This window comes from Pyxidicoccus xibeiensis (genome assembly GCF_024198175.1).
GTDB classification, from domain to species: domain Bacteria; phylum Myxococcota; class Myxococcia; order Myxococcales; family Myxococcaceae; genus Myxococcus; species Myxococcus xibeiensis.
Genome location: NZ_JAJVKV010000002.1, coordinates 471,115 through 492,563 on the forward strand (window position 1 = coordinate 471,115; position 21,449 = coordinate 492,563).

The 21,449-nt window shown below is 68.6% G+C and carries 20 protein-coding genes; 5 read left to right on the forward strand and 15 right to left on the reverse strand.

Going from position 1 to position 21,449, the window contains the following annotated elements; translation table 11 throughout:
• Positions 1–33 precede the first annotated feature (33 nt).
• The 7 genes from LXT23_RS09915 to LXT23_RS09945 form a co-directional block, all read right to left on the reverse strand.
• The gene (locus tag LXT23_RS09915; protein WP_253979868.1) at positions 34–942 is read right to left on the reverse strand and encodes a Hint domain-containing protein; all 909 of its coding nucleotides are present in this window, start codon (positions 940–942) and stop codon (positions 34–36) included.
• Positions 943–1,142: 200 nt separating this feature from the next.
• Positions 1,143–1,532: a hypothetical protein gene (locus LXT23_RS09920; protein WP_253979869.1), complete on the reverse strand. Its 390-nt coding sequence runs from the start codon at positions 1,530–1,532 to the stop codon at positions 1,143–1,145.
• A 179-nt stretch (positions 1,533–1,711) separates the two neighbouring features.
• Positions 1,712–2,584, reverse strand: a complete 873-nt coding sequence (locus tag LXT23_RS09925) for a Hint domain-containing protein (RefSeq protein ID WP_253979870.1) — start codon at positions 2,582–2,584, stop codon at positions 1,712–1,714.
• A gap of 413 nt (positions 2,585–2,997) precedes the next feature.
• Positions 2,998–3,234 (reverse strand): hypothetical protein, encoded by a 237-nt coding sequence (locus LXT23_RS09930; RefSeq protein ID WP_253979871.1) that lies wholly within the window; start codon positions 3,232–3,234, stop codon positions 2,998–3,000.
• Between the two features lie 58 nt (positions 3,235–3,292).
• Positions 3,293–3,646, reverse strand: a complete 354-nt coding sequence (locus LXT23_RS09935; protein ID WP_253979872.1) for a hypothetical protein — start codon at positions 3,644–3,646, stop codon at positions 3,293–3,295.
• Positions 3,647–3,765: 119 nt separating this feature from the next.
• Positions 3,766–4,590, reverse strand: coding sequence for a hypothetical protein (locus LXT23_RS09940; RefSeq protein WP_253979873.1), 825 nt, complete (start codon positions 4,588–4,590; stop codon positions 3,766–3,768).
• A gap of 273 nt (positions 4,591–4,863) precedes the next feature.
• The gene (locus LXT23_RS09945; protein ID WP_253979874.1) at positions 4,864–5,814 is read right to left on the reverse strand and encodes a class I SAM-dependent methyltransferase; all 951 of its coding nucleotides are present in this window, start codon (positions 5,812–5,814) and stop codon (positions 4,864–4,866) included.
• 250 nt (positions 5,815–6,064) lie between these two features.
• Between LXT23_RS09945 and LXT23_RS09950 the strand changes: the two genes are divergently transcribed.
• Positions 6,065–6,679 carry a hypothetical protein gene (locus tag LXT23_RS09950; RefSeq protein WP_253979875.1) on the forward strand — a complete coding sequence of 205 codons (615 nt, stop codon included), beginning with the start codon at positions 6,065–6,067 and terminating at the stop codon, positions 6,677–6,679.
• Positions 6,680–6,838: 159 nt separating this feature from the next.
• Here the strand turns inward: LXT23_RS09950 and LXT23_RS09955 are convergent, their stop codons facing one another.
• Genes LXT23_RS09955 through LXT23_RS09965 form a run of 3 tightly spaced genes read right to left on the reverse strand, consistent with a single transcriptional unit; the run spans position 6,839 to position 9,849 of the window.
• Positions 6,839–7,798 carry an alpha/beta hydrolase gene (locus LXT23_RS09955; RefSeq protein WP_253979876.1) on the reverse strand — a complete coding sequence of 320 codons (960 nt, stop codon included), beginning with the start codon at positions 7,796–7,798 and terminating at the stop codon, positions 6,839–6,841.
• Between the two features lie 32 nt (positions 7,799–7,830).
• Positions 7,831–8,982, reverse strand: coding sequence for an acyl-CoA dehydrogenase family protein (locus tag LXT23_RS09960; protein ID WP_253979877.1), 1,152 nt, complete (start codon positions 8,980–8,982; stop codon positions 7,831–7,833).
• Between the two features lie 15 nt (positions 8,983–8,997).
• Positions 8,998–9,849, reverse strand: a complete 852-nt coding sequence (locus LXT23_RS09965) for an IclR family transcriptional regulator (protein WP_253979878.1) — start codon at positions 9,847–9,849, stop codon at positions 8,998–9,000.
• Between the two features lie 105 nt (positions 9,850–9,954).
• Here LXT23_RS09965 and LXT23_RS09970 point away from each other — a divergent pair, with 105 nt between their 5' ends.
• The 4 genes from LXT23_RS09970 (at position 9,955) to LXT23_RS09985 (ending at position 15,280) form a co-directional block, all read left to right on the forward strand.
• Positions 9,955–11,469, forward strand: coding sequence for a 3-hydroxyacyl-CoA dehydrogenase (locus LXT23_RS09970; RefSeq protein ID WP_253979879.1), 1,515 nt, complete (start codon positions 9,955–9,957; stop codon positions 11,467–11,469).
• Between the two features lie 5 nt (positions 11,470–11,474).
• Entirely contained in the window at positions 11,475–12,671 is a 1,197-nt protein-coding gene (locus LXT23_RS09975) for a 3-oxoadipyl-CoA thiolase (RefSeq protein WP_253979880.1), read from the forward strand.
• 32 nt (positions 12,672–12,703) lie between these two features.
• Positions 12,704–14,122 (forward strand): aldehyde dehydrogenase family protein, encoded by a 1,419-nt coding sequence (locus tag LXT23_RS09980; protein WP_253979881.1) that lies wholly within the window; start codon positions 12,704–12,706, stop codon positions 14,120–14,122.
• A gap of 63 nt (positions 14,123–14,185) precedes the next feature.
• Positions 14,186–15,280: a Zn-dependent alcohol dehydrogenase gene (locus LXT23_RS09985; protein ID WP_253979882.1), complete on the forward strand. Its 1,095-nt coding sequence runs from the start codon at positions 14,186–14,188 to the stop codon at positions 15,278–15,280.
• A 612-nt stretch (positions 15,281–15,892) separates the two neighbouring features.
• Here LXT23_RS09985 and LXT23_RS09990 read toward each other — a convergent pair.
• From LXT23_RS09990 to LXT23_RS10010, 5 genes are read right to left on the reverse strand one after another with little or no spacing between them, the layout of a single operon-like run.
• Complete coding sequence (locus tag LXT23_RS09990; RefSeq protein WP_253979883.1) at positions 15,893–16,810, reverse strand: transporter; 918 nt, start codon at positions 16,808–16,810, stop codon at positions 15,893–15,895.
• 45 nt (positions 16,811–16,855) lie between these two features.
• Positions 16,856–17,944 carry a branched-chain amino acid ABC transporter permease gene (locus tag LXT23_RS09995; RefSeq protein WP_253979884.1) on the reverse strand — a complete coding sequence of 363 codons (1,089 nt, stop codon included), beginning with the start codon at positions 17,942–17,944 and terminating at the stop codon, positions 16,856–16,858.
• A 19-nt stretch (positions 17,945–17,963) separates the two neighbouring features.
• Entirely contained in the window at positions 17,964–18,857 is an 894-nt protein-coding gene (locus LXT23_RS10000; RefSeq protein ID WP_253979885.1) for a branched-chain amino acid ABC transporter permease, read from the reverse strand.
• A complete protein-coding gene (locus LXT23_RS10005) occupies positions 18,854–20,674 on the reverse strand; it encodes an AMP-dependent synthetase/ligase (RefSeq protein ID WP_253979886.1) in 1,821 nt (606 codons plus the stop codon). The genes LXT23_RS10000 and LXT23_RS10005 overlap by 4 nt, the downstream gene beginning before the upstream one ends.
• Positions 20,671–21,441: an ABC transporter ATP-binding protein gene (locus LXT23_RS10010; protein ID WP_253979887.1), complete on the reverse strand. Its 771-nt coding sequence runs from the start codon at positions 21,439–21,441 to the stop codon at positions 20,671–20,673. Before LXT23_RS10010 ends, LXT23_RS10005 begins: the two co-directional genes overlap by 4 nt.
• Positions 21,442–21,449 lie beyond the last annotated feature (8 nt).

Consider the following 21,449-nt stretch of genomic DNA (forward strand, 5'->3'; position numbering starts at 1 on the left):
ACCATGCCCCCCGCGCCGAAGACTACGCCAGGCCTACGGGGCGAAGACAGAGTCTGGAATGTTCTGCCGCCGCAGGACCCGGTTGCTCTCGGTCACCGTCTTGTCCTGGTAGCGGCCGGAGCCATTGAGGAAGCCCTGGGCCACCACGATGTTCGTCACCGCGTCGTACGTGGAAGGCTTCAGGTTGTACGTCTTCCCGAAGTACAGCTCCTTCTCGACGGAGACGATGGGGTCGAGCGAGCCGTCCTCGCGGATGAGCTCATCGCCCTCCCGGAACTCGTCGGCCTGCTTCATCACGCCGGAGCTGTCCAGGACGGGGTGGTTGGTGGTGACGCGCAGGTGGCCGCCCAGCCGGGTGCGGATGTTGAGGATGGTCTGCTCGGCCTCCACCACGTCCGCCGTGTAGGCCACCACCCGGCCCGTCTGGAAGGACAGCCGGTCCATGGAGGCGTCCGGCGACAGGGTGACGACGTCCGTGCGCTGCGACTGCATCGCCTCCTTGATGGCCAGCTCGCCCGTGGAGAAGCGCAGCTGCTGCTCCGGCGTGTAGCAGCCGATCACGCAGTCCGTCACGACGCGGGCGCCGCCACCGTGCGGCGCGCTATACGGCACCGTGCACGCCGCATTCCGGTCGGTGGGCGCGACCCAGACCGCGGCGTTCGCCGTCGCCGAGGCCTCCCACCCGAACACCGGGTAGGTGTAGAGGCTCTTGGGCTGGATCGTGCCCGAGCTGGGATCGAAGAAGCTCCTGTAGTCAAAGGCCTGCTGCGCGGTGATCTTCCCACACCGCAGCGCCCACTCGACGCGCTCGTTGGCCTGGGCATTGTTGAAGAGCTGATCCGAGGCGCACCTTCCTTCCACGACCTGGGCCGAGGCTCCGGTTGCTCCCAACAGCATCACCACGAGCAGCGACTGCCCCCACGGAATGTGACGGATATTCACGATTGGCTCCTATTGGACGGCAAGAGACTTCGCTCACTCAACAGCACGACAGTTGTTTCTGCGACGCGGTCACTGCACGAAGACAGAGTCCGGGATGTTCTGGCGCAGCAGGACCCGGTTCTTCCCGGTGAGAGTCCTGGGAGACGATGGGGGCGCGCGAGCGGTCCTCGCGGATGAGCTCGTCGCGCTCCTGGAGCTCATCAACCCATGATGCATTCCGTGATCACGTGGGCGTAGGCACCATGCGCCGCGCTATACGGCACCTGGCACGACGCACTCCGGTTGATGGGGGCGACCCAGACCAGGGAGGTGTAGAGATCCGTCAACCACCCGAACAGCGGGTAGGTGTAGACGGCCTTGGGCCTGACCGTGCTCGTGCTCACATCGAAGTAGTATCTGTATCCCCAGGCCATCTGCGGGGTGATGTACCCACACCGCAGCGCCCACTCGATGCGCTCGTTGGACTGGGCATTGTTGAAGAGCGGATCCGCGGCGCACCGGCCCTCGTTGGGCACCTGGGCGGACGCAGTACCCCCCAACAGCAGAGACACGAGCAGCGACTTCCCCCACGGAAGGTGACGGATACTCATGACTGGCTCCTTGTGGACGGCGAGAGGCTTCGCTCACGCAACAGCACGAGCTGTTTCTCCGACGCGTTGAAGCCGGCCCGTCCAATGCGTCAGCTGACGATGCGAGGGCAACCGGGGCGGCATTGCTGCCACGGGTCCGGGTGCCCTCCAAACCCCGCGCGGAGGACCGCGCCAGAGGGTTACGGCACGAAGACAGAGTCCGGGATGTTCTTGCGCAGCAGGGCCCGGCTGTTCTCGGTGACCGACTTGTCCTGGTAGCGGCCAGAGCCATTGAGGAAGCCCTGGGCCACGACGATGTTGGTCACCGGGTCGTACGTGGAAGGCTTCAGGTTGTACGTCTTCCCGAAGTACAGCTCCTTCTCGATGGAGTCGATGGGGTCGAGCGAGCCGTCCTCGCGGACCAGCTCGTCGCCCTCCCGGAACTCATCGGCCTGCTTCATCACGCCGGAGCTGTCCAGGACGGGGTGGTTGGTGGTGACGCGCAGGTGGCCGCCCTTCCGGGTGCGGATGTTGAGGATGGGCTGCTCGGCGTCCACCACGTCCGCCACGTAGGCCACCACCTGGCCCGTCTGGAAGGACAGCCGGTCCATGGTGGCGTCCGGAGACAGGGTGACGACGTCCGTGCGATGCGTCTGCATCGCCTCCTTGATGGCCACCTCGCCCGTGGAGAAGCGCAGCTTCTGCTCCGGCGTGTAGCAGCCCACCAGGCACTCATCCACGACGTGGGCGTTACCACCATACGTCGCGTTGTACGGCACCGTGCATGACGCATTCCGGTCGGTGGGCGCGACCCAGACCAGGGTATTGTAGATATTCGTCAACCACCCGAACAGCGGGTAGGTGAAGAGGTCCTTGGGCTTCACCGCCGAGGCGGCGACATCGAAGTAGTACCTGTAGCTGAAGGCGGCCTGCGAGTTGATGTACCCGCACCGCAGCGCCCACTCGATGCGCTCATTCGCCGCGGCGTTGCTGAAGAGCTGATCCGAGGCGCACCGGCCCTCGTTGGGCACCTGCGCGGACGCAGTGGCCCCGGTGAACAACAGCACCGCCACGGCAAGAGATCTGACCCACGGCAACAATGGAAGCTTCATGGCTCATGCTCCTTGTGAAGGAAATCATTGTCTGTGACGACTCTGCGGCCCCCAGATAGGTGCTCCATCCGCCCGAGCAATCAGCGACAGCTCATGAATACTTCCCGGGCCGCCCCTCTCTGCCTCTGGGTAAGTAGAGTGGATTGCCAATATCAGACTTTACGCGGAGTATCAATTGCCATTACGCACCGTGCGTCAGCTCTTGGCTCACGGAAGAGACGCGCACCGTCCGAATCCTTGCCTGGGTTTCTCGAAGATTTCCCTGGCCAGGCGAGGCCGCACGCGAAAGCACGGAATGCGCGCACGGGTGACCATGCCCTCTCCAGAGAGGACACGGCCACCCGGCGCGCGGTGTCACCTCCGCGGCGCGGCGCCTAGCTGCGCGCGGCGAGGGAGGTCATCAGGTCCTGGCGCGCCACCCCGTACAGGCCGGCGTCCAGCGTGCTCGCGCCGGTGTCGAGCAGCCACAGCTCCAGGGCGCCCAGGCCTGGGGCCGCCGCGGGAGCAGCACTGACGACGCTGGCGCCGAAGCCTGCGGGCACCATCACGGAGGCGGTGGCGAGGCCCATCGCCTTGAGGAAGTTACGGCGGTTCGACGAGTCTCCAGACATGGCTCTCTCCTTCGCTTGGAACATCTCACGGCGGGCCGGCAGCGCCCGCCGACAGGTCTCATGGCTTGGCTGACTGCACCTGCGATTCCACGGTCGTGAACAGCTCCGGCGCCAGGTGGGGCCTGGCTCCGGCCAGCAGCCGCTGCTCCACCTTCCGTCCCGAGTCCTCGAGCAGCACGGTGCGCCCGGCCTCGGTGTACTCGATGACATCCGTGTACGCCCGCGCCTGGGCACCGTCCGCCCACGTCACCGTGAAGCCCCGGTAGCCCAGCCCCACGTCGGGGATGGGCCGAGAGCCCTTCGGCAGCGCCTGGACGGACTGGCGCAGCGCGCGCGCGTCCTCGGCCGACAGCGCCCACGTGGGCGCCTCCCGGCCGCTGAAGATGTCCACACTGGCTCGCGCCTGGGTCAAGGCCTCCCTCTCTTCCATGCTCGCGGGCGTGGGGGTGGGGGGCTCTCCACCCGTGGAGCACGCCAGGGCTGCCATCACTCCCAGCCCCAGGGCAAGCCCCAGGAAGGGAGGTGATGGCCTCACGACACGACCAGGTTGAAGCCCCGGTAGTAGCCGCAGAAGATGGTGTAGCCGCCGCGGTTGCACGTCTCGGGGTTCGTGATGAGCTGGTTCGAGTTGTCGGTGTTGCGCGCCGCCGTCTGGCCCGGCTTGTGGCACCAGTGGTTGTTCGCGCAGAACCGGTACCAGTGGTAGTCGTAGCCCGGCCAGATGACGAGGCAGACGTTGTAGTTGGCGTCCGAGCGGCAGGTCGTGAGCCAGCCGTCACGCAGCGCCGCGGCACCCACGTTGGTACAGTCGATGGCGGTGTACATCTGCCCGGCGGCGCGGCCCGGCTGCGCGAACGTGTTGCTGCGGTAGTTGCTCGCGAAGTTGTAGCAGTTGTTGTACCGCATGTACGACGCGCCGTTCCAGAACGTGAAGTCGGTGTCGCTGGAGAGGGCCGCGGGGTAGCAGTAGGAGGGGGCGAGGCCCTGCAGGTCCATCGTCTCGATGATGGTCTGCTCCGCCGCGCCCAGCACCGGCCCCGGGTCCTTCAGGTCCAGCCGCGCGCTCTCCGCCGTGTGCAGCAGGAACGCGGCGCTCTCCGCGGCCTCCGGCTGGAAGCGCCCACCCAGGCGCACCGTCGACGGCAGCCCGAGGCGCTTCCAGTCATCGACCGCCCCGGTGTCCTCCGCGCGCAGGACGAAGCCGCGGTAGCCCAGGCCGCCCGTGTCGGCGTCGAGCGGCAACAGCAGCGAGGGGTCCGCGCGGATGCGCTCGGCCAGCTGCCGCACTTCCCTCTCTGACAGCGTCCACTTCGGGTTGGGACGTCCCGAGAAGATGTCCAGCTCGACAGTCACCATGTGACACCTCGGCAATGGCTCGCATCATAGGAGGCGAGCGCGGGAAGAGGTTGCGGGAATGGACAGACGAAATACGCGAGACCTCCTTCGCAGTCAACGGAGTATTCGCGAAATTATAAAACATCCGCTTTAACGCGGTTTGGCATGGTTTTGTATCGGGCGGAGTTTTTCACTCGGCGTGCGTAAGGGATTACCGAGCCCCTCGGGGCTTTCAATGAATTTCAATGCTTGTGGTGGGGGTGCTAAGTGAATCCACTTAGACGGCAGCGCGACTCACTTCACCCGGCGAATCCAGAAGCTGCCGGGCCAGTCCACGGGAGCGCCCCGGTAGGAGGGGAAGGCCTGACGGAGCCGCTCCGGTTGCGTCAGGTGCATGAAGCTGCTGCCCCAGAGCACCTCGAAGCTGTCGTTGAAGGACAGGAACGCCTGGAGCAGGTACTGCTCCGTCCAGAAGCGGCGGTGCTCCAGCACCCAGTCCCGCGGATACTCCGCTGGCAGGAAGATGTCGTGGATGTGCACCACCACGCCCTTCTTCAGTCGGGGCAGCAGCTCCAGGAACTCCACCTGGACATCACTGCCCACCTTCAGCACATGGCTGGAGTCGATGAAGAGGATGTCGTTCTCCTCCAGCCTCGCCACCTCCGACAACGGGATGTCCTGCGCCTTCACCGGCTCCAGGCGCGTCAGCCCGGGGAAGCCCGCGCGCAGCACGTCGCTCGGATACGGCTCGAACGCCACCAGCTCACACGCGGGCGCGCCCTGTGACGCGTTCATCCGGCACGCCTGGGCGGCCAGCCGCGTGGACCAGCCCGAGCCAATCTCGAAGAGCCGGCGCGGCCTGAGCTCCCGCACGAGGCAGTACAGCAGCTCCGCGTCCACCGTCCCGAACGCGCTGTTGTCCAGGTGGTACTCATGCGGCGCGCCCGTGGGACCGCGCGGAAACGCCGTGTACTCGTCGCGGTACTTCGCGGAGATGCGCTCCAGCAGCTCGAGCTGACTCGAGGCGCGCAGGTCCACGCCCACCATCTCCGAGCGCGCGCCCCAGAGCGACTCCGGCAGCGAGCCCGTGTCGGGGATGGGCTGATAGAAGTGGTTCGGCGTGACGTGGTAGCCGCTCCGCTCGAAGACCTGGAACATCCGAGGGTCATCGAGCAGCCCGAGCCGGCGGCCTCCGTTGACCAGTCCCTGGGCCAGCAGCTCCTTGAGTCGGCGCTTGATGAGCATGAGCGGCGCGGAGACTACCACCGCCGGGGCCTACGGCCTCCCTTTCGGCGCGGCCTCCGTCGCTCGCCGCGGAGTGCGCCGAAACCAGCAAAAGAAACTCAATGTAGATTGCGAACGAGCTGCCAACTCGTTCCTGGCAGGTTGAACTTTTAAAGTTGTTTTCCATGTTTTACCAGTATTCGTCGGTTCTGGCCTATCCTTGCTGGAGCGGCGTCCCATGACGGGGCGCGCTCCAGTTGGAGGAACGCTCATGCACAAGCGGATTGGCTTCCTGGTGGTGTCCAGCGTCGTCCTGGCCGGGGTGGGATGCGGCGAGGGGCTGGAGGCGGGCGTGTCGCCGGAGGGCCCGGAGAGGGTGGCCGCGGGCGCGCCGGGCTCGAAGGAGAACCCCATCGTCGCGCAGCTGAAAGTCATCCGTGTCCAGGAGCAGGAAGAGCAGCACGCGTCGCTGGGCCGGTGCACGGTGCGGACGGTGCAGTCCGAGGTGTCGGCCCCGGGCCATGAGCCCTTCCTCGCCACGGAGACGTACCGCTCGTGTGAGCGGGGCCCGGAGGCGATGGGCTCGGGCGACTCCAGCGCCATGGCGTCCTCTGGAAACGTCAACCAGTACGCGCCCGCGCCGAGCTACACCTGCACCCGGGGCCAGGGGCTGACCAGCAACTGGGCGGGCTCGGGCACCATCGAGACGCAGTACGTGTCCTACGAGTCGGGCGGCGGCTTCTACATCGCCTATGGCTCGGCGATTGGCCTCGGCATGGGCCCGACGCTGAGCTGGAGCTTCGGCGGCTCCTCTTCGTGGCGCATCTACGCCGCGACGATGCGCACGAGCGGCACCCTCTCGGGCAAAGGCACGTCCTGCTCCTGAGCGCCCCGCAGCGGCTCGGTCCGTGACGAGGAGCGGGGCTCCGCCGCGCCCTATGCCCTACCAAGAGCCCGTTCACCGTGCCGTGGGCGTTGCGAAGGGACTCGCAGCGCCCTGTCCGGAGTCTCCCGTGCCAAGAGCGTCGCGAGGCTCGTCGCTCGCTCACCCGCGCGCGGCGGCGTGCCCCGTCGTGCGCTCCAGCGGCGGAATCGACTCGGGTCGGTCCCACAGCGGGAAGTGGCTGCACCCATCCAGCTGAACCACGTTCAGCGTCGGCTCCGCCTTTCGGGCGCTCTCCAGCATGGAGTGCGTGTCCAGTACCCGGTCCTTCCCAGGCACAATCACCGTGCCACGCACGAGGTTCCGGTAGAGGGACGTGTCGCGCCCCATCATCCAGTGACCAATTCCTTGCAGGTTGGCCGCCATCGTGGCCACCCGCTTCGGGTTGAACGGGAAGGCCATGATGAGTTCCTTCTTCCGCTCGTTCTCCAGCGGGCCCCAGGCACCCCGGTTGCGCTTCGAGATGGGCTCCCTGCGCCACAGCGGCACGAAGAAGGACAGCAGCCAGAGCTGCACGGCCGAGGTGCTCGCGTAGGGCTTCGCCTGGGGCAGCACCGGTGCCTCCAGCACCACCTCCACGCGCTTGAACAGGTCGGGCCGCATCGACGCGGCCTCCAGGATGACGGCGCCTCCTCGCGAGTGGCCATGCACCCGGATGGTGTCCGTCCTCGGCAGGTGCTCCAGCGCCTGCACCAGCACCGCGGCGTCGTAGGAGATGGTGCCTTCCCGCTCCGTCGGCACCTTCGCCCAGGGGGCGTCCTTGTACCGCGGGTTGGTGATGGGGATGTGGTAGTCGCAGCTCGTCAGCAGGATGAGCTGGAGGTCCGGGTCGGTGTAGTGGTGCGTGAAGTACCGCATGTCGGAGACGAAGCCGTGCATGCAGATGACCGTGGCCTTCGGGTTCTCGACGCGCCGCTCGGCGATGGCCGCCTTGCCGACTCGGTACACGTCCCCTTCGAAGGGCTCCGCCTTGGCCGGCTCACACTCTCTGTGCAGCAGCCACTGCCGCAGGGCGAGCACGGGGATGGCGATGCCGGCGGCGACTCCGAGGGCGACGTACATGGGGTCTCTCCAGTAGGGGAGGGGAGGGCGGCTCAGGTCGCCTCGCGCATCATGTTGCGCGCGATGACGAGCTGCTGAATCTGGCTGGTGCCCTCATACAGCCGGAACAGGCGCACGTCCCGGTAGAAGCGCTCGATGCCGTAGTCCGCGATGTAGCCCGCGCCACCGAAGATCTGCACCGCCCGGTCCGCCACGCGGCCCACCATCTCGCTCGCGAACAGCTTGCAGCAGGAGGCCTCGGTGCTGATGTTCTGCCCCTGGTCGCGCTTGTGCGCCGCGTCCAGGACCATGCAGCGCGCGGCGTAGGCCTCCATCCGGCTGTCGGCCAGCATGGCCTGGATGAGCTGGAACTCGGCAATCGGCTTGCCGAACTGCTGCCGCTCCATCGCATACCGCAGGCTCTCGCGGATGAGGCGCTCGGAGACGCCGACGCAGACGGCCGCGATGTGCAGCCGGCCCCTGTCCAACACCTTCATCGCCGTCTTGAAGCCCTGGCCTTCCCTGCCTCCCAGGAGCTGGGTCGCCGGCACGCGGCAGTCCTCGAACATCACGTCGGCGGTGTGCGTGCCCTTCTGGCCCATCTTCCGGTCCACCGGACCGATGTGCAGGCCCGGCGTGCCCGCCTCCACGAGGAAGGCGGAGATGCCGCTGGCGCCCTTGTCCTCGGTGTTCGTCCTCGCCATCACCGTGAACAGCCCGGCCTCCGGCGCGTTGGTGATGTAGCGCTTGGTGCCGTTGAGCACGTAGTGGTCGCCCTCACGCCGGGCCGTGGTGCTCAGCGCCGAGGCGTCCGAGCCCGCGTTGGGCTCCGTCAGCGCGAAGGCGCCGACAATCTCTCCGGACGCCAGGCGGGGCAGGTACTTGCGCTTCTGCTCCTCCGTCCCGTCCAGGATGATGCCCTGCGAGCCAATCCCGTTGTTCGTGCCAATCAGCGAGCGGAACGCGGGCGACGTCTGCCCGAGCACGAAGGCCACCTGCACCTCCTGGCTCATGTTCAGGCCGATGCCGCCGTAGTCCGTCGGTGTCGACAGCCCGAACAGTCCCAGGTCGCGCATCTCCCCGACGATGTCCCTGGGGATGGCGTCGTCGTCCGCGACGCGGTGCTCGTTGGGCACCAGCCGCTCCTTCACGAAGCGGTCCAGCGTGGAGAGCAGCTGGGCGAGCGTCTCATCATCACAGGCCATGGATGTGTTTCCTCGTCAGCGCCGCAGCAGGGCCGCTTCCACATTGCGAACCAGGTTCACCAGGCGGGGGCCCACGTCGAGCAGCAGCCGCTGGCGGGGGAGCAGGAACGACGGGCCCCCACAGTTGAAGGCCAGGATGCCGCTTCCGTCCGGAGAGATGAGGGGCACGCCCACCGCATTCACGTCCCGGTCCCAGTCACCGATGGACAGGGTGAAGCCGTGCGTGTGGTACTCGTCGAGCGCCTGCTCGATGCCCGCCTGGATGCGCGGCCACTTCTCCGGCTCGCGCTTCGCCATGTGGCCCATCAGGTAGCGCCGCTCCCCCTCGGGCAGGGCGGCGAGCAGCGCGCGTCCCATGGCCGTGGTGGCCATCGGGAGCCGCGAGCCGACGTCCAGCCGCAGCGTCACCGCGGCGGTGGAGCGGCAGTGCTCGACGTAGACGATGTTCAGTCTGTCCCTGCTCCCCAGGGACACCGGGACGTTGGCGTAGTCCGCCAACTCCTGCATGAGCGGCCGGGCCACGTCGCGCACGCCCATGTTGGAGAGCGCCGCGAAGCCGAGCGCCAGCACCCGCGTGCTCAGCTGATACTTCCCGCGCCGCTCCGAGTAGTTGAGGTAGCCCAGCCGCGTCAGCGTGTGGGTCAGCCGGGAGATGGTTGGCTTTGGCAGCCCCGTGCTGGCCGCCAGCTCCTGGTTCCCCAGCATCGGCCGCTGCGGCGTGAAGGCACGCAGGATCTCCAGCCCGCGGGCCAGCGCTGTCACGAACTGCCGGTCCTTCACCTCCTCCTCGCCTATCTGCTCCAGGGACTCCACGTAGGCGGCGCCGACTTCATTCGGAGGGGACGAGAGGGGGGAGAAGCGGGGCATGGCCATCCTGAAAGAGCGGGATTGCCAGAACGATAGGCAGACGGTATTTACGGGTCAAGCGTTTGCGAAACTCAATTTCGCACAGCGAAATTAGGGAAAACCCGCATGGCTGAGACTGAGCTCATCCTGGGCGTCGTCGGCACCGGCATCATGGGCCGGGGAATCGCGCAGCTCGCTGCCCAGGCTGGCATTGCAGTGCGTCTGTTCGACACCCGTCCTGGCGCCGCGGAGGAAGCGCGCGAGGCCGTCGGCGCGATGTTCAGCTCGCTGGCGACCAAGGGGCGCATGTCTCCCGAGGAAGCGCGCGAGGCGACGGGCCGGCTCCAGCCCATCCCCAGTGAAGCGGCGCTCGCTGGCTGCCACGTCGTCGTGGAGGCCATCGTCGAGGACCTCTCGGCGAAGCAGGAGCTGTTCGCGCGCATCGAGGGAATCGTCGGGCCCGACTGCCTCCTGGCCACCAACACCTCGTCGCTCTCCGTGACGGCCATCGCCTCCGCGTGCGAGCGCCCCGGCCGGGTGGGCGGCTTCCACTTCTTCAACCCGGTGCCGTTGATGAAGGTGGTGGAGGTCATCGAGGGCGCGCGCACCGAGCCATGGGTCGGCGAGAAGCTGGTCGCGCTCGCTCAGCGGATGGGGCACCGCCCGGTGCGTGCAGCGGACACGCCGGGCTTCATCGTCAACCACGCCGGGCGCGGCTTCGGGACGGAGGCGCTGCGCATCCTCCAGGAGGGCATTGCTTCGTTCGACGAAGTCGACCGCATCCTGCGCGAGGCCGCTGGGTTCCGGATGGGGCCCTTCGAGCTGCTGGACCTCACGGGGCTCGATGTCTCACACCCGGTGATGGAGTCCGTCTACGAGCAGTTCTACCAGGAGCCCCGATTCCGCCCGTCCTACGTGCTGCGCCAGCGGCTCACCGCGGGGCTGCTCGGCCGGAAGAGCGGCCACGGGTTCTACGCATACGAAGGTGGCAAGCAGCACCCCGTCCCCGCGCCCTCGGTGCCGAAGGGCGAGCGCCGGCCGGTGTGGGTCGCCGCCGATGAGGCGGGCTGGCGAGACACGCTGCTGTCCCTGGTGCCCGGCGCGGGCTGGTCCCTCGATGACGGGGAGCGACCCGGTCCGGAGTCGCTGTGCCTCGTCGCTCCGCTGGGCCGCGATGCCACCACCACCGCGCTGATGCTCGGGGTGGACGCCGAGCGCACGGTGGCCGTGGACCTGTTGCTGGGGCCCGAGCGCCGCCGCACGGTGATGAGCACTCCGGTGACGCGGCCCGCGTTCCTGGACTCGGCGCTGGCCCTGCTCTCGGCGGATGGCACGGCGGTGTCCCGCATCCACGACAGCACGGGCTTCGTCGCGCAGCGCGTGCTCGCCACCATCGTCAACATCGCCTGCGACATCGCCCAGCAGCGCATCGCCAGCCCGGAGGACATCGACGCCGCCGTCACGCTCGGCCTCGGGTACCCCCGAGGCCCGCTGGCCTGGGGCGATGCCATCGGCCCCCGGCGGTTGCTCAAGGCGCTGGACGCCATGCACGCCGCCTCTGGCGATCCTCGCTACCGCGCCAGTCCCTGGTTGTCCCGCCGGGCCCGGCTCGGCGTGTCCCTCCTCACCCCGGAGCGCTGAACCTCATGAGTGCCTTCATCTACGATGGTCTGCGCACCCCCTTCGGCCGTCACGCCGGCGCACTGGCGCCAGTGCGGCCCGATGACCTGCTCGCCGGCGTCATCAAGGCGCTGCTCGCCCGGGGTCCCTTCGAGCCCGGTGACGTCGAGGACGTGGTCATCGGCTGCACCAACCAGGCCGGTGAGGACAGCCGCAACGTGGCCCGCCATGCGGCGCTGCTGTCCGGACTGCCCATCGAGGTCGGTGGCGTGACGGTCAACCGCCTCTGTGGCAGCGGGCTGGCGGCGGTGCTGGACGCGGCCCGGGCGGCCACGGCGGGGCAGGGGGAGCTGTTCGTCGCGGGCGGCGTGGAGAGCATGAGCCGCGCGCCCTTCGCCATGGCCAAGGCCGAGTCCGCCTACAGCCGCGACGCCCGCATCTACGACACGACGATGGGCGCGCGGTTTCCCAACCCGCACCTCGTCGCCCGCTTCGGCGGCGACACCATGCCGGAGACGGCGGACAACGTCGCCCGCGACCTGGGCATCGGACGCGAGCCGAGCGACCGCTTCGCCCTGCGCTCCCAGCAGAAGTACGCCGCCGCCCTGGCCCGTGGGTTCTTCTCCGGCGAGCTGGTGCCGGTGGAGCTCCCGGGCCGGCGGGGCGCGGTCACCACGGTGGCGGTGGACGAGCATCCGCGCCCGGAGACCACGCTCGACAAGCTGATGGCGCTGAAGCCGCTGGCCGAGGACGGCGTCGTCACCGCGGGCAGTGCCTCCGGCATCAACGACGGGGCCGCGGCCCTGCTCGTCGGGACGCTGGGCGTGGGGGAGCGGGCCGGGTGCAAGCCGCTGGCACGCATCGTCTCCGCCGCCGTCGCCGGGGTGCCGCCGCGCACCATGGGGCTGGGGCCGGTGCCTGCCTCGCGCAAGGCGCTGGAGCGGGCGGGGCTGACGCTCGCGGACATGGACGTCATCGAGGTCAACGAGGCCTTCGCCGTCCAGGTGCTCGGCTGCCTCAAGCTGCTGGAAGTGAGCGAGGACGACAGCCGGGTGAATCCGAACGGAGGCGCCATCGCCGTCGGTCACCCGCTGGGCGCCTCGGGGGCCCGCCTGGCGCTGACGGCCGCGCGGCAGCTCCAGGTGAGCGGTGGCCGGTACGCGCTCGTCACCATGTGCATCGGGGTGGGGCAGGGCATCGCCGCCATCCTGGAGCGGGTCTGACTTCAGGCCCTCCTTCGCCTTCGGGAGAAACCATGCAGAACTTCGACAAGCTCTACATCAACGGTGAGTGGGTGGCGCCCCGAGGCTCGGGGCATATCGACGTGCTGTCCGCGTCCACCGAGGAGGTCATCGGCCGTATCCCCGAGGGCACCGCGCAGGACGCGGACCTCGCGGTGCGTGCGGCCCGTAAGGCCTTCGAGGCCTGGTCCACCCGGCCCGCCGCCGAGCGCGCGCAGGTGCTGCAGCGGCTCCAGCAGGGACTGACGGCGCGGCAGGACGAGCTGGCCAGGACGATTACCGGCGAGCTGGGCATGCCCCTCGCCCTGGCGAAGCCCATCCAGGTCGGCACGCCCATCACCGTGACGGGCACCTATGTGCAGCTCCTCCAGGAGTACTCCTTCGAGGAGCAGGTGGGGAACTCGCTGGTGGTGCGCGAGCCGGTGGGGGTCGTGGTCTGCATCACCCCCTGGAACTATCCGCTCCATCAAATCATCGCCAAGGTGGCCCCGGCGCTGGCCGCGGGCTGCACCGTCGTCCTCAAGCCCAGCGAGGTCGCACCGCTCAACGCCTTCATGCTGGCGGAGATTGTTCATGAGGCAGGTGTCCCGGCGGGCGTCTTCAACCTCGTCTCGGGCACGGGCCCCATCGTGGGCGAGGCGCTGGTGCGACACCCCGACGTGGACATGGTGTCCTTCACGGGCTCCACGCGCGCGGGGCGCCGGGTGTCGGAGCTGGCCTCCGCCACCATCAAGCGGGTGGCCCTGGAACTGGGCGGCAAGTCGGCCTCCATCCTCCTGGACGACGTGAATCTCAAGAACGCCGTGAAGCGGGTGGTCAGCAACTGCTTCCTCAACTCCGGGCAGACCTGCTCCGCGCACACGCGCATGCTCGTGCCCCGCTCGCTCCATGAGGAGGCCTCGCAGCTCGCGGCCGAGTTGGCCGCCGGCTTCACCGTGGGCGACCCGTTCAAGGGCGAGGCGAAGCTCGGGCCCCTCATCTCCGACACTCAGCGCGCGCGAGTCCGCGAGTACATCCTGCAGGGCGTCCGCGAGGGCGCCCGGCTCGTCGCCGGTGGGCCGGAGCAGCCCGAGGGACTCACGAAGGGCTACTACGTGAAGCCCACGGTGTTCGCGGGCGTCACGCCGGAGATGACCATTGCCCAGGAGGAGATCTTCGGCCCCGTCCTGGTCGTCATGCCCTACGAGGACGAGGACGACGCCATCCGCATCGCCAACAGCACCGTCTACGGCCTGTCGGGCGGCGTGTGGTCCAACGACGTGGAGCGCGCGAAGCGGGTCGCCCGCCGGATGCGCACCGGCCAGGTGGACATCAACGGCGGCCGCTTCAACCCGCTGGCGCCGTTCGGTGGCTACCGGCAGTCCGGCCATGGCCGCGAGTTCGGCCGGTACGGGCTGGAAGAGTTCCTGGAGCACAAGGCGATGCAGCTCTGAGCTTCGCCCGCCGCGCGTAGTCGGACCCTCTGCTGTTCCTCAATGCACCTGGAGCAAGCCACCATGAAGGCTGCTGTGTGTTTCGAGAAGGACGTGCTGACCGTCGACGACATCCAGTTCTCCCCGCCGCAGGCGCGCGAGGTGCTGGTCCGCATGTCCGCGTGCGGCGTGTGCCACACGGACCTGTCCGTGCTGAACGGCACCGTGAAGATGAAGCTCCCATGCGTGCTGGGCCACGAGGGCGCCGGCATCGTCGAGGAGGTCGGCGAGGAGGTCACCCACGTGAAGAAGGGCGACAAGGTCGTCCTCTCGTGGGTCGCCCAGTGCGGCGAATGTTACTACTGCCGCATCCAGCGCCCGAACCTGTGTGAGCTGGGCGAGAAGATCAACGCCACCAACCGCATGCCGGACGGGAGCACCCGGCTTCGCAAGGACGAGAAGGAGCTCAACGTCTTCTCCGCGCTGGGCGCCCTGGCGGAGTACGCGGTGGTGCCCGCGCGCGCGGCGGTGCGGCTGCCTCCGGACGCGCCGCTGGACAAGGCCGCGCTGATTGGCTGCGCGGTGACGACGGGCGTGGGCGCGGTGTTCAACACGGCCCAGATGCCGCCGGGTGCCACGGTGGCGGTGTTCGGCGCCGGAGGCGTGGGGCTCAACATCATCCAGGGCGCGGTGATTGCCGGGGCCGAGCGCATCATCGCGGTGGACGTCCACCCCCGGAAGCTGGAGTTCGCGAAGACGTTCGGCGCCACGGACGTGGTGGACGCGAACGGCAAGGACGTGACGGCCGCCATCCGCGAGCTGACGCGCGGCCGGGGCGTGGACTACGCGTACGAGGCCGTCGGCCGGAAGGAGACCATCGAGCAGGCGTACCTCTCCACGCGCAAGGCGGGCACCTGTGTCGTCGTCGGCGTGGGGAGCGTGAAGGAGCAGATCAGCCTGAACGTCTTCGTGCTGCCCCTGTTCGAGAAGCGGCTGCTCGGCTCCTGGTTCGGCACCGCCGACGTCCACAAGGACATGCCGCGGCTGCTCGACCTCTACACGCAGGGGAAGCTGAAGCTCGACGAGCTGGTGACGACCACCTACTCACTCAACCAGCTCGACGCGGCGTTCGCCGACATGAAGAGCGGGGTGAATGCCCGCGGCGTCATCCTCTTCTGAGCGGTGACGCCCTACGTTGTCCCGGCGCTCCGCGGGTCCCTCAGCGCGGACCTACCTGCCACATGCTTGAACGCGCCGCAGGTCGTTGCTTGGATGCTGCCTGCTTCAACGCGTGGAGGACTTGCTCCTCCGCGTGCTGGAGCTCACGTAGCACTCACACCAGGAGCACGACATGCAGATCAAGACCAAGGTTCGTGGCGGTCCCCGTGGTTGCGGCCCGATCCCCGTTCTCGCCGAGTTCTGATAGCGCGTCCGTCGGCGGGCGGCTCACTGCCCGCCGGCGGTTGTTCCCTCTCCGTTGGTGAAGCAGGCGCCCCCGAAGCGCTCCCGAGTCTGCCGCGGCGCGGCGTTTGCCATTGAACGGTTGCCCGGCCCCTGGGTTTGAGCGTGCCGCGCGACTTGCTTCTACTTCCGCCGCTCCGCGCGCGGAGGAGCTTGCTTCAAGGCGCGCTGGAGACCACGCAGTACCCACACCAGGAGCACGACATGAAGATCAAGACCAAGGTTCGCGGCGGTCCTCGTATCTGTGGCGTCCCCATGGCCATCGAGTAGTGATGCCGCGTCCGTCGGCGGGCGGCTCACTGCCCGCCGACGGCTGTCACCGCACGCTCTCTAGAAGAAGACGTGCGTGAAGCGTGCGCCGACGAACTGGCTCTTGGTGAGGCCTCGGGACACCTTGATGTCCGGCTGCCACTGGAGCATCAGCGTCGACGCCTTCTCCAGGCGGACGCCCATCGTCAGGCGCAGCGCGTGGGTGGTCGTCCCCGGGCCGGCCTGCACCTCACCGGCAGGCGTTTCGAGGGTGCGCTCGCCGGCCGCGTCGAGGTAGTAGCCGGCGCCCGTGAAGAACGTGGGCGACAGGTCCATGCCCGCCGCGAGGATGGCGCCGAAGGAGGGCGCCTGCTTCAGGTTGAGCTTGGAGACCGTCGCCCCGGCGAGCACCGGGAACTCGTCGTTGTCCCCGTGGATGGCCACGTTCGCCATTGCCTCGAGGGTGAAGGCCTTCATGAAGCGCTGGCCGACGACGAGCTGGGGACGCACGGTCCACCGGTTGGAGCCGATGTTCAGGAAGCGGTCGCTGTTGTAGCTGCCCGTCGGAAGCGTGAGGTAGGGCGTGAAGGCGAACCAGGTGTGCGTGCCCGTCTCGGCGTTCTGGACGATGCCGTAGCCAATGGTCGGGATGTACGTGATGTCGCCCACGCCCGAGGCCCGGAGCGCCGTCTTGGGCGCGGCGGGCGAGGCCGGGTTGGCCTGGAACACCGTCACGTCGACCACCGGCAGGCTGACGTCGAACGGCACTACGACAAAGTCTCCGAACTTGAGGACGTACGTGGCCCGGAAGGCCGCCTGCAGCTGCGAGAAGTCCCGATCGCCGGAGGCGGAGACGTGGCGCAGGTAGGTGTGCGCGACGATTCCGCGGTGCGGGATGTAGAAGCCTCCCTCGTAGTCCCGCAGGTCCGCCTGCTGGGCCTGGGCTCCGGAAGCCGACACGAGTGACACGAACAGGACAGCGAGCAGTACGCGATTCATGGTGTGACTCCCTCCATCGTTTTCAACGTCGGGTACCGCGTGGCCTCAGTAGCGGAATGGCCACGCCTGGAAATACCGCTTCACCCGCAGCCACACGCCGAACAGGCCCAGGGGCTCGAGCACCAGCACCAGCACCACGACCACGGACAGGAGCACCGTCGCCTGCTGCGCGGAGGTCAGCTGGTTGATGAGCGGAATGGAGTGCCCCACCGACTCGGCGAGGGGGCTCAAGAAGGTGAAGGCCAGCGCACCGCTGACCGCGCCGAAGACGGTGCCCACGCCGCCGAGCACGATCATGGCGATGAACTGGATGGACAGGTTCAGGTCGAACGGCGGCTCGACGGTGATGTACTGCTGCTGGAACGCGAACATCGCGCCCGCCACGCCCGCCAGGAACGACGAGACGCCGAAGGCCTGCAGCTTCGCCTGCGTGGTGGCGACGCCGAGCACCTCCGCCGCGAGGTCCTGGTCCCTCACCGCCATCATCGCCCGGCCGCTGTTGGAGCGCTGGACGTTCTTCGTCAGCCACACCGTGCCGCCGGCCAGCAGCAGGAAGAGGAAGTACAGCTTGCGCTCGAAGGTGACGACCACCGGCCCGAGCAGCCAGGTGCCCGCCACCGTGGCGGCCTGGCCCGCCTCGTCGCGGAACCACCAGTACATGGGCACCGACGTGCCGCTCAGCCCGTTCGTGACCTCCGGGTAGGCGAGCAGCACGTGCTGCGTCAGGAACACCAGCCCCAGCGTGACGATGGCCAGGTACAGCCCCTTGAGCCGCAGGGCGAAGGCTCCGATGACCACCCCGACGAAGGCGGACACCGCGCCCGCCAGCGGGAGCGCCAGCCAGAAGGGCCAGCCCCACTTCTGGCCGAGCACCGCGACGGTATAAGCGCCCAGCGCCAGGAAGGCCGCGTGGCCCAGGCTCACCTGGCCCGCGAAGCCCGTGAGCACCATCAGCGCCGCGGCGCCGACGATGGCCACCAGGCCCAGGTTGCCCACGGTGAGCCAGCGCGAGCTGACGAGCCACGGATAGCTCAGGGCAATGACCACCGCGAGCGTGGCGCCGGCCTTCTGCCACAGGCCCGGCAGCAGCTTGAGGTCGTCCTCGTAGCGAATCACCAGGGGGCGGGTTGGCATGGTGTCGTCTCTCGGGCGCTCAGACCCGACGTACCTCGTGCTCGCCCCAGAGTCCGCGCGGGCGCAGGACCAGGAAGAGGATCATCGCGGCGTAGGGGAAGACGGCGTGGAAGTTGTGCCCGAAGTTGCCCAGGTGCGGATTCACGTACGCCTGGGACAGCACCTCCAGCAGCCCCAGCATGAACGCGGCGACCACCGCGCCCGCCACGGACTCCAGCCCGCCGACGATGATGGCCGGGAAGGCCCGCAGCGCCACGTAGCCCAGGTTCGAGTCCACCGAGCGGGGGAACATCCCCAGGAAGATGCCGGCCACCGCGGCCGTGGCCCCGGCCAGGAACCAGGTGAAGGCCAGCACGCGGCCCACGGGGATGCCGAGCGCCAGGGCCACCTCCTGGTTCTCGCTCGCCGCGCGCATCGCCACGCCCAGCGGCGTGCGCTGCACCAGCGTGTGCAGGATGACGAGCACCGCCGTCGTCGCGCCCAGCGACACCAGCGACGACAGGAGCACCGTGGCGTCACCCACCTGTACCTCCGCCATGGACTCCCACGGGGTGGGCATGCCTCGCGTGTCCGTGCCGAAGGCGATGACGATGGCGGCGCGCAGCAGCAGCCCGAGGAACAGGGTGAGGATGATGGTGGTGAAGACGGGGCGGCCCACCATGCGCCGCAGCACCGTGCGCTCCAGGAGCGCGGCCAGCCCGCCGGTGAGACAGGCGGAGGCGGCGAGCGCGAGCCACCAGGGCAGCACGTCCACCAGCACCGTCATCAGGAAGGCGCCCAGGCTGAGCAGCTCGCCGTGCGCGAAGTTGAAGAGCTTCGAGGCCCGGTACACCACCGAGAAGCCCAGGGCGATGAGCGCGTAGCTCGCCCCCAGCGCCAGTCCCGAGATGCTGAGCTGTAGCAACTGCGTCATTCGCGTGTCCTCGAGTACAGCTCGTCCACCAATTGGGAATGGAGCTCCAGCACCGCCTTGCGCCGCACCTTCAGCGACGCGGTGACCTCGCCCGCGTCCTGCGTCATCTCTCGCGCGAGGAGCCGGAAGGCGCGCACCTGCTCGACGCGGGCCAGGCCCTCGTTGGCGCGGGCCACCTCCTCGTCGATGAGCTTCACCACCTCCGGCCGCGTGGTGAGGTCCGTATAGGAGGTGAAGGCAAGCTTCCGGCGCAGCGCCCAGTCCGTCACCGTCTCCGCGTCAATCTGGATGAGCGCCGTGACGAACGGGCGCCGGTCGCCGATGGCCACCGCTTCCTTGATGTACGGGCTGTTCTTCAGCGCGTTCTGGATGCGCTCGGGCGACAGGTTCTTCCCGCCGGAGGTGATGAGGATTTCGCGCTTGCGGCCGGTGATGCGCAGGTACCCCTCGGCGTCGATTTCACCGATGTCGCCGGTGTGCAGCCAGCCGTCGTCCTTGCGCACCTCGGCCGTGGCCTCCGGCTTGTTGAGGTAGCCCAGGAAGACGTTGGTGCCGCGCACCAGCACCTCGCCGTCCTCCGCGAGCCGGCACTCCACGCCCGGGACGGGGCGCCCGACGGTGCCCAGCCGCGTGGCCCCGGGGATGTTCAGGTGGCTGGTGCCGGCGCTCTCCGTCTGCCCGTAGCCTTCGAAGATGCGCACGCCGAAGCTGTCGAACCAGGTGAGCAGCTCCTGGGAGATGGGCGCCGCGCCGGAGATGGGGAAGCGGCAGCGGCGCAGCCCCAGCCTCTCCTGGAGCGGCCGGTAGACGAGCAGGTCCCCCACGAACCAGGCCAGCCCGTCCCACCAGCGCCGCTGGCCGGTGCGCTCGCGCTCGCGAATTTGCCCGCCCAGCCGGATGAAGGTGTCGAAGAGGGTGCGCTTGAGCCACGAGGCGTCGCGCATCTTCACCACCACCGTGGCGTGCATCTTCTCCCAGATGCGCGGCACCCCCAGGAACACCGTGGGGGAGACCTCGGCCACGTCTTTCTGGACCGTCTCCAGCGCCTCGCCGAAGTGGACCTTCCCACCGACGACGAGCGGCAGCAGCAGGCTGAACAGCTTCTCCGCCACGTGGCACAGCGGCAGGTACGAGACGACGCTGTCCGTCGTGTTCAGGCCCAGCTGCTCCGTGAAGGACGCCGAGCCCTGGAGCATGTTGCGGCTGGACACCAGCGCGCCCTTGGGCGAGCCCGTGGTGCCGGACGTGTAGATGACCATCGCCGCGTCATCCGGGTCGCGCTGGGCGAGCTGCTCCCGCAGCCACGACGGGTCCTGCGCGGCCAGCGCGCGGCCGTGCTCCAGGAACTGGTCCCACGTGCGCAGCCGGGCGTCCTTCACGCCGCGCAGGCCGCGGGGCTCGATGACGATGACGTGCTCGACGGCGGGCGTCTCGGCGGCCACCGTGACGACCTTGTCGTACTGCTCCTGGTCCTCGCAGATGACGACCTTGCAGCGCGCGTCGTTCAGGATGTACGCGACGTCCGGGGGCGGGTTCGTCTGGTAGATGCCGACCGTCCGCGCCCCCAGCACCTGGGTGCCCAGGTCGGCGTAGAGCCACTCCGGCCGGTTGTCGCTGATGATGGCGACCGAGTCCCCCGGGCGCACGCCCAGCTCCCACAGCATGCGGGCCACGTGGCCGACGCGCTCCAGGTACTGGCGGAAGGACAGCTCGTGCCAGATGCCCAGCCGCTTCTCGCGGATGGCGACGGCGTCGGGGTGCAGCTCGGCCTTCTGCCAGAGCTGGCCTGGCAGGCTCATGGGCAGGGCAGGGGTCATGCCGCCACCGCCCCGCCCACGTAGGCGCTCAGCACGCGGGTGTCCTCGCGCAGGGCCGCCGGCGGGCCGTTGGCGATGACCCGGCCGCGGTCCAGCACCGTCACCTGCGTGGCCAGGTCCATCACGAAGCGCAGCTCGTGGCCGATGAGCACCTGCGTCACGCCCAGCTCGTAGCGGATGTCGAGCAGGTAGTTCGCCATGTCCTCCGTCTCCTCCTGGTTGAGCCCCGCCGTGGGCTCGTCCAGCAGCAGCAGCTTCGGCTCCATGCACAGAGCGCGGCCCAGCTCCACCCGCTTGCGGATGCCGTAGGGCAGCACCGACACGGGCATGAGCCGGAAGTGCTCCAGGTCCAGGAAGTCGATGACCTGCTCGGCCTTCTCGCGGTGGAGCACCTCCTGTGCGCGCGCCTTGCGCGTCCACAGCAGGTTGGCCAGCAGCCCCGACTGGTAGCGCTGGTGTCGTCCGAGCAGGAGGTTCTCCAGCACGGTGAGGTGCTCGAAGAGCGCCAGGTTCTGGAACATCCGGGACACGCCGAGGCGGGCAATCTCCGTGGGCTCCACGCCCGTGAGGTCCTTGCCGCCCAGCCGCACCCGTCCCTCCATGTGGCGGTGGATGCCGCTGATGCAGTTGAAGAGGCTGCTCTTCCCCGCGCCGTTGGGGCCGATGACGGCATGCAGCGTCCCCGCCTCGATGGAGAAGGTGACGCCATCCAGGGCCCGCACTCCGGAGAAGGAGAGGCCTACGTTGTCGAGCTCGAGCAGTGCCATCCCTCAAC